Source organism: Streptomyces sp. SID14478, assembly GCF_010548525.1.
Taxonomy (GTDB): Bacteria; Actinomycetota; Actinomycetes; order Streptomycetales; family Streptomycetaceae; genus Streptomyces.
Map to the genome: position 1 here is coordinate 1 of NZ_JAAGMG010001464.1, position 6,060 is coordinate 6,060.

Here is a 6,060-nt window from a genome sequence, read left to right on the forward strand (position 1 = left end):
AGGTCGGCGGAGCCGCCCCACAGCTCGGGGATGACCGGGCCGAGGGCCTGCAGGACCTTGCCGGACGCGGCGCGGGTGGCGACGCTCGGGCCGGCCTCGAAGGAGGGCAGCGCCTGCTCCCAGCCCTCGGGCAGGCGGCCGGCGACGATCCGGTCGAGGAGCTTGGCGCGCTCCGCGTTGTCGGTGCGCCACGCGCCGAGCTGCTTGTCCCAGGCGGCGTGGGCCTCGGCGCCGCGGTCGAGGGCGGCGCGGGTGTGCGCGAGGACCTCGTCCTCGACGGCGAACGACTGCTCGGGGTCGAAGCCCAGGACGCGCTTGGTGGCGGCGACCTCGTCGTCGCCGAGCGCGGAGCCGTGCGAGCCTCCGGTGTTCTGCTTGGTGGGGGCGGGCCACGCGATGATCGTGCGCATCGCGATGATCGAGGGGCGGCCGGTCTCGGCCTTGGCGGCGGCGAGGGCCTCGTACAGGGCCTTGACGTCGACGTTCCCGTCGGCCTGCGGGGCGATCCGCTGGACGTGCCAGCCGTACGCCTCGTAGCGCTTGAGGACGTCCTCGGAGAACGCGGTCTCGGTGTCGCCCTCGATGGAGATGTGGTTGTCGTCGTAGACGAAGACGAGGTTGCCGAGCTTCTGGTGGCCCGCGAGGGAGGAGGCCTCGGCGGAGACGCCCTCCTCCAGGTCGCCGTCGGAGACGATCGCCCAGATGGTGTGGTCGAAGGGGCTGGTGCCCTCGGCGGCCTCGGGGTCGAACAGGCCGCGCTCGTAGCGGGCGGCCATCGCCATGCCCACGGCGTTGGCGGCGCCCTGGCCGAGCGGCCCGGTGGTGGTCTCGACGCCCGCGGTGTGGCCGTACTCGGGGTGGCCCGGCGTCTTCGAACCGTGGGTGCGGAACGCCTTCAGGTCGTCCAGCTCCAGCTCGTAGCCGGCCAGGAAGAGCTGCGTGTAGAGGGTGAGGCTGGTGTGGCCCGGGGAGAGCACGAAGCGGTCCCGGCCGGTCCACTCCGGGTCGGCGGGGTCGTGGCGCATGACCTTCTGGAAGATCGTGTACGCGGCCGGGGCCAGGGCCATGGCGGTGCCGGGGTGTCCGTTGCCGACCTTCTGCACGGCGTCGGCCGCCAGCAGCCGGGCGGTGTCGACGGCACGCTGGTCCAGGTCGGTCCACTCGAACGGGGCGAGTGCGGTGTCGGGTCGCTGCGTGCTCATCTCGGAGAGCTCTCCTTCAGGCTTTGCTTCGTCTTTACGGTGGTCCAAGGCTGATGCCCGAAGCGAGCTCCGGAATCCGGGCCTTCGGTCACGAGCCCCGCTGCCGAACGGCAGGCGGACCGCGGGCCGAAAGTCCCTGGTCGAACCACCTACAAACTTAAAGGTCATACTTTTGGCCCGGCAGGTGCCCCCGTGCCAGCGTTCGGTGAAAATGGGACACCTATGGAGGCCGGAACCGAGGAAGGTCGATGACGGAGCAGGGCCCCGCGCAGACGAGCGCACATCTGGCAGCGCGCCCGGAGGAACGAGCGCACATCCGCACCTATCCCTTCGACCCGAGCGCGAGCGTCTCCGGGGTCGGGATGCAGGTCGGCCCGATGGGCACCGACGGCCCCTGGGCGGGCGGCGTCGGACTCTCCCGCCGCGTGCACCGCATCGACTTCCACGTCCTGCTCTTCTTCCGCGAGGGCCCGGTCCGCCACATGATCGACTTCACGGAGTACGAGGCCGGGGCCGGCGACGTCCTGTGGATCCGGCCGGGCCAGGTGCACGGCTTCTCCGCCACGGACCGCTACGTCGGCACCGCCCTCACGATGCAGCCCGGCTTCCTGCCCCGCGCGATCGTCGAGGCGACCGGCATGTACCGCTACGACCGGCCCCCGCTGCTCCACCCGGACGAGGCCCAACTGGCCGCGCTGGAAGCCTCCTTGGAGCAGCTGCAACGCGAGTACCTCGACACCTCCACACTCCCGCTCAGCCTGCACACCTCGGTGCTGCGGCACTCGCTGACGGCTTTCATGCTGCGCGTGGCCCACGTCAGTGCGCAGGCGGCGGCCGACGAGTGCGAGCCGCAGCAGGACTCGACCTTCACCCGGTTCCGCACGGCGGTCGAGCAGGACTTCACGACGAACCACAGCGTCAGCGCGTACGCCGACGCGCTCGGCTACTCCCGCCGCACCTTGGTCCGCGCCGTGCGCGCCGCGACGGGCCAGACCCCGAAGGCGTTCATCGACCGGCGCGTGATCCTGGAGGCGAAGCGGCTGCTCGCCCACACGGATCTCCCGGTGGGCCGCATCGGCGTGGCCGTCGGCTTCGGCGACTCCGCCAACTTCTCCAAGTTCTTCCAGCAGCACACCGGGGTGACGCCGGCGGGGTTCCGGGCGGAGCAGGTCTGACCTCCCGGACGGCACCCACCCGTCCCCGCACACCCCCCGTTTCACCCTGCGCAACGGGGGGTTGACCGTTTCCCGAACGGAACTTACGGTGCTCGCACCCCCGCAGGTATATCGATTAACCAATCCGCCGGTGACTCCTGGTTGGAGACATACCGCTGTGCCCGCTGTGAACTCAACGCCGAGTCGGCGCGCTTTCCTCGCCGCCGGTGGCGCGCTCGCCACCGCCTCCGCCCTGCCCGCCCTGTCCGGCTGCTCCTCCCTGGCCGCGGCCGACGACGACCCCGACACGCTCGTGGTGCACAGCCAGCTCGGCACCACCGCGCCCGGATCGCCCACGTATCTGTCGGCCCTCGACCGGTTCCGCAAGGAGAACCCCGGCCTCAAGGTCAGGAACCTCGTCAACGGCGACGACCTCGCGCAGGTCTACGAGACCTCACGGCTGGCCCGCAAGGAGCCGGACGTCGTCATGGTCAACCTGTACGACAAGACGCTGGCCTGGACCGATGTCGGCGCCACCGTGGACGTCAAGGGATACCTCGACGACTGGGGGCTGCGCGAGCGGGTGCTGCCCGTCGCGCTCGACGCGTGGACGGACGGCAAGGGGCGGCTGCGCGCCTTCCCCTACTTCGCGACGAACTGGCCGGTCGCCTTCAACCGGGCGCTGCTCGACAAGGCGGGCGTCGACCGCATCCCGACGACCGGCGACGAACTCATCGGCGCCGCACGGAAGTTGCGCGGCAAGAACCTCGCCCCGGTGACGGTCGGCGGCAACGACTGGACCGGGCAGAAGCTGCTCGCGCAGATCATCCAGACGTTCCTGACCGAGGACGAGGCCAAGCACGTCTACGCCACCGGCGACTTCGGCGGCCGGGGCGCCCGGCAGGGCATCGAGTACTTCGTGCAGCTGCGGGACGCCGGGGTGTTCGCCGACAAGTCGCAGGGGCTGACGTCGGACACGATGACGACGCAGTTCAACACGCAGGCCGCGGCGATGCAGTCGGCGATGTCCTCGGCGCTCGCGAAGGTGCCGGAGCAGGTGGCCCGCCACACGGACGTGGGTGGCTGGCCGCTCGCGCCGGGCGCGGCGCACGACAAGCCGACGATCCTGCGCACGTACACGCTGATCGGCTTCTGGATCAGTCCGAACGGCACGAAGAAGATCGACGCCGTCGAGAAGTTCCTGAAGTTCTTCTACCGCGAGGACACGGTCGCCCGGTTCATCAAGGAGTCCGGCCGCGACATGGCGCTGCGCTCGGACGCGGTGAGCACCGACTTCCCGCTGGTGGCGGCCGCGCAGCGGCTCGGCTCCGACGTGGGCCAGGTGCTGCTGCCGGACGTCTACATCCCGCCGGCCGCCAACCAGCCACTGATCACCGCGACGAGTACGTCGTTCACGCGCGGCACGAGCGCCGCCAAGGTCCGTCAGGTCCTCGAGGCCGCCTACCGCGGCATCTGACCGCCCGCCCCTTCTCTCTCCTCATCCGTAAGGGAGTTGCTCATGACGACGATGACGTCGACAGCGGGCGAGGCAGCGGTCCGCCGCCCCACCCCTCCTTCTTCGCCCTCCGGCGGCCGTCCGCGCCGCCAGGGCGGCACGATCCTCGCGCTGCCCGCGCTCGTCTGGTACCTGGTGTTCATGGTCGGCCCGCTGGTCGCCATCTTCGTGGTGGCGGCGCTGCACTGGCCGGGCATGCTGCAGCCGGTGTCGTTCGCCGGGTTCGACAACGTGCGGACGGTCTTCGCCGACCCGGTGTTCTGGGACGCGGTGAGCAACACCGCGATCCAGCTGGTCGTCGCCATCCCGGTGATGGTGGTGTGCGCGTACATGCTGGGCTACTACGTGGCACAGAAACCGCCGGGCCACCGGGTGATCCGCTATCTGCTCTTCATCCCGGGGCTGATCTCCACGCCGGCCAAGGCGATGGTGTTCTACGCGGCCCTCTCCCCCGACGGGCTGGTCAACGGCGGTCTGCAGGCGGTCGGTCTGGGCTCGCTCGCCGACGCGTGGCTGGCCTCGCCCTCGACGGTGCTCGGCTGTCTCATCGCGCTCGACATCTGGGGCGGGATCGGCTTCACGGCGGTGCTGTTCGCGGCGCGGCTCGGCAGCGTGCCGGACGAGTTGGGCGAGGCGGCGCAGCTGGACGGGGCCGGGCACTGGCGCACGATGTGGCGCATCCACTTCCCGGTGATCCGCGACTACGTCGGCGTGGTGACGATGCTGCAGTTCCTGTGGACGCTGTTCGGCTCGGCGCAGCACGTGCTGCTGCTGACCCAGGGCGGGCCCGGGAGTTCGTCGACGACGCTGTCGTTCCTCGTCTACCAGAAGGCGTTCATCGCCGCCGACCTCGGCTACAGCCAGACCGTCGGTGTCCTGCTCTTCCTCGTCGGCCTCGTCGGACTGCTCGCCATCCGGCGTGCGTTCCGGCAGAACTACTGACCTCGCGATCGGAGTCGTACGCCATGAAGTCTTCGACACGCGCAGCCCGGTCACGGTTCGGCCGGTCCTGGCTGCCCGCGCACATCCTGGTGTGGCTGTACGCGGTGCTGCTGGTCATCCCGCTCTACTACTTCGTCGCCTCGGCGTTCAAGACGAACGACGAGATCTTCGCCCATCCCTTCTCCCTGCCCTCGTCGTTCGGCTTCGGGAACTTCTCGACCGCTTACCAGAGCGCGGATCTGGGGCTCGCGGTCGTCAATTCCGGTCTGGTGACGGCCTTTTCGCTCGCGGTGACGCTGGCGCTGTCCATACCGGCGGCGTTCGCGCTGGCCCGCTCCACGGGGCGGCTCGCCTCCGCGATGGAGAAGGTGTTCTCGCTGGGCTTCCTGATCCCGACGTTCGCGGCGCTGTTCCCGACGTTCCTGCTGGCGGCGGCCACCGGCCTGTTCCACTCCCGCACGTTCATGGTGCTGTTCCTGCCGGCGACGGCGATGCCGCTGTCGGTGGTGATCCTGGTGCAGTTCATGCGGACGATCCCGAAGGAGATGGAGGAGGCAGCGCGACTGGACGGGGCGTCGACCTTCGCGGTGCTGCGCCACGTCTACACGCCGATGTGCCTGCCCGGCATCGCGACGGTGCTGCTGCTCAACTTCCTGACCTTCTGGAACGAGTACCTGTACTCCCTCGTCATCATCGGCCCGGATCCGGCGCAGCGCACCGTCCAGGTCGCCCTGCCCACGCTGAAGTCCATCACGGGCACCGACTACGGGGTGCTGACCTCAGGAACCGTACTGACGCTGGTCCCGGTGTGGATCGTCTATACGGTTCTGCAGAAGCGGATGCAGCAGGCACTGGTCAGTGGGGCGGTGAAGATGTGAGCGGTTCGAAAGCGGGTGCACGGCCGACCATCAAGGCGGTGGCGGCCGCGGCGGGAGTGTCGACGGCCGCGGTGTCGCAGGCGTTCAACGACAAGGGCAGGCTCGCCGAGGCGACGCGGCAGCGCATCCTCGCCGCGGCGCTCGACCTCGGCTGGTCGCCGAGCGCGTCGGCGACGGCGCTGCGCAGTGCCCGTACCCGCACGCTCGCGCTCGTGGTGCGCAGGCCCACCGACGTGCTGGGCGCGGACCCGCACTTCAGCGAGCTGATCACCGGCATAGAGGGCGAGTTGGCGCCGCGCGGGTACGGTCTGCTGCTGCACCTGGTCGCCGATGCCGACGAGGAGGGCGCCCTGTACGAGCGGCTCGCC

At 70.1% G+C, this 6,060-nt stretch carries 5 protein-coding genes and 1 pseudogene; 5 read left to right on the top strand and 1 reads right to left on the bottom strand.

The window, feature by feature from the left end; genetic code table 11:
- Positions 1-1,202 (bottom strand): annotated as a pseudogene (locus G3I40_RS45840) (transketolase); the annotation flags it as partial.
- 248 nt (positions 1,203-1,450) lie between these two features.
- Here G3I40_RS45840 and G3I40_RS45845 point away from each other — a divergent pair.
- From G3I40_RS45845 to G3I40_RS45865, 5 genes are all read left to right on the top strand, one after another.
- The gene (locus G3I40_RS45845; protein WP_164560701.1) at positions 1,451-2,377 is read left to right on the top strand and encodes an AraC family transcriptional regulator; all 927 of its coding nucleotides are present in this window, start codon (positions 1,451-1,453) and stop codon (positions 2,375-2,377) included.
- A 166-nt stretch (positions 2,378-2,543) separates the two neighbouring features.
- On the top strand, positions 2,544-3,833 hold the full coding sequence (locus tag G3I40_RS45850) for an ABC transporter substrate-binding protein (RefSeq protein ID WP_164560702.1): 1,290 nt from the start codon (positions 2,544-2,546) through the stop codon (positions 3,831-3,833).
- Positions 3,834-3,875: 42 nt separating this feature from the next.
- Positions 3,876-4,814: a sugar ABC transporter permease gene (locus G3I40_RS45855; RefSeq protein WP_164560703.1), complete on the top strand. Its 939-nt coding sequence runs from the start codon at positions 3,876-3,878 to the stop codon at positions 4,812-4,814.
- Between the two features lie 23 nt (positions 4,815-4,837).
- Positions 4,838-5,692, top strand: coding sequence for a carbohydrate ABC transporter permease (locus tag G3I40_RS45860; protein WP_164560704.1), 855 nt, complete (start codon positions 4,838-4,840; stop codon positions 5,690-5,692).
- Positions 5,689-6,060, top strand: a 372-nt coding sequence (locus tag G3I40_RS45865) for a LacI family DNA-binding transcriptional regulator (protein WP_164560705.1), incomplete at its 3' end; no start/stop codon positions are given. The genes G3I40_RS45860 and G3I40_RS45865, both read left to right, overlap by 4 nt.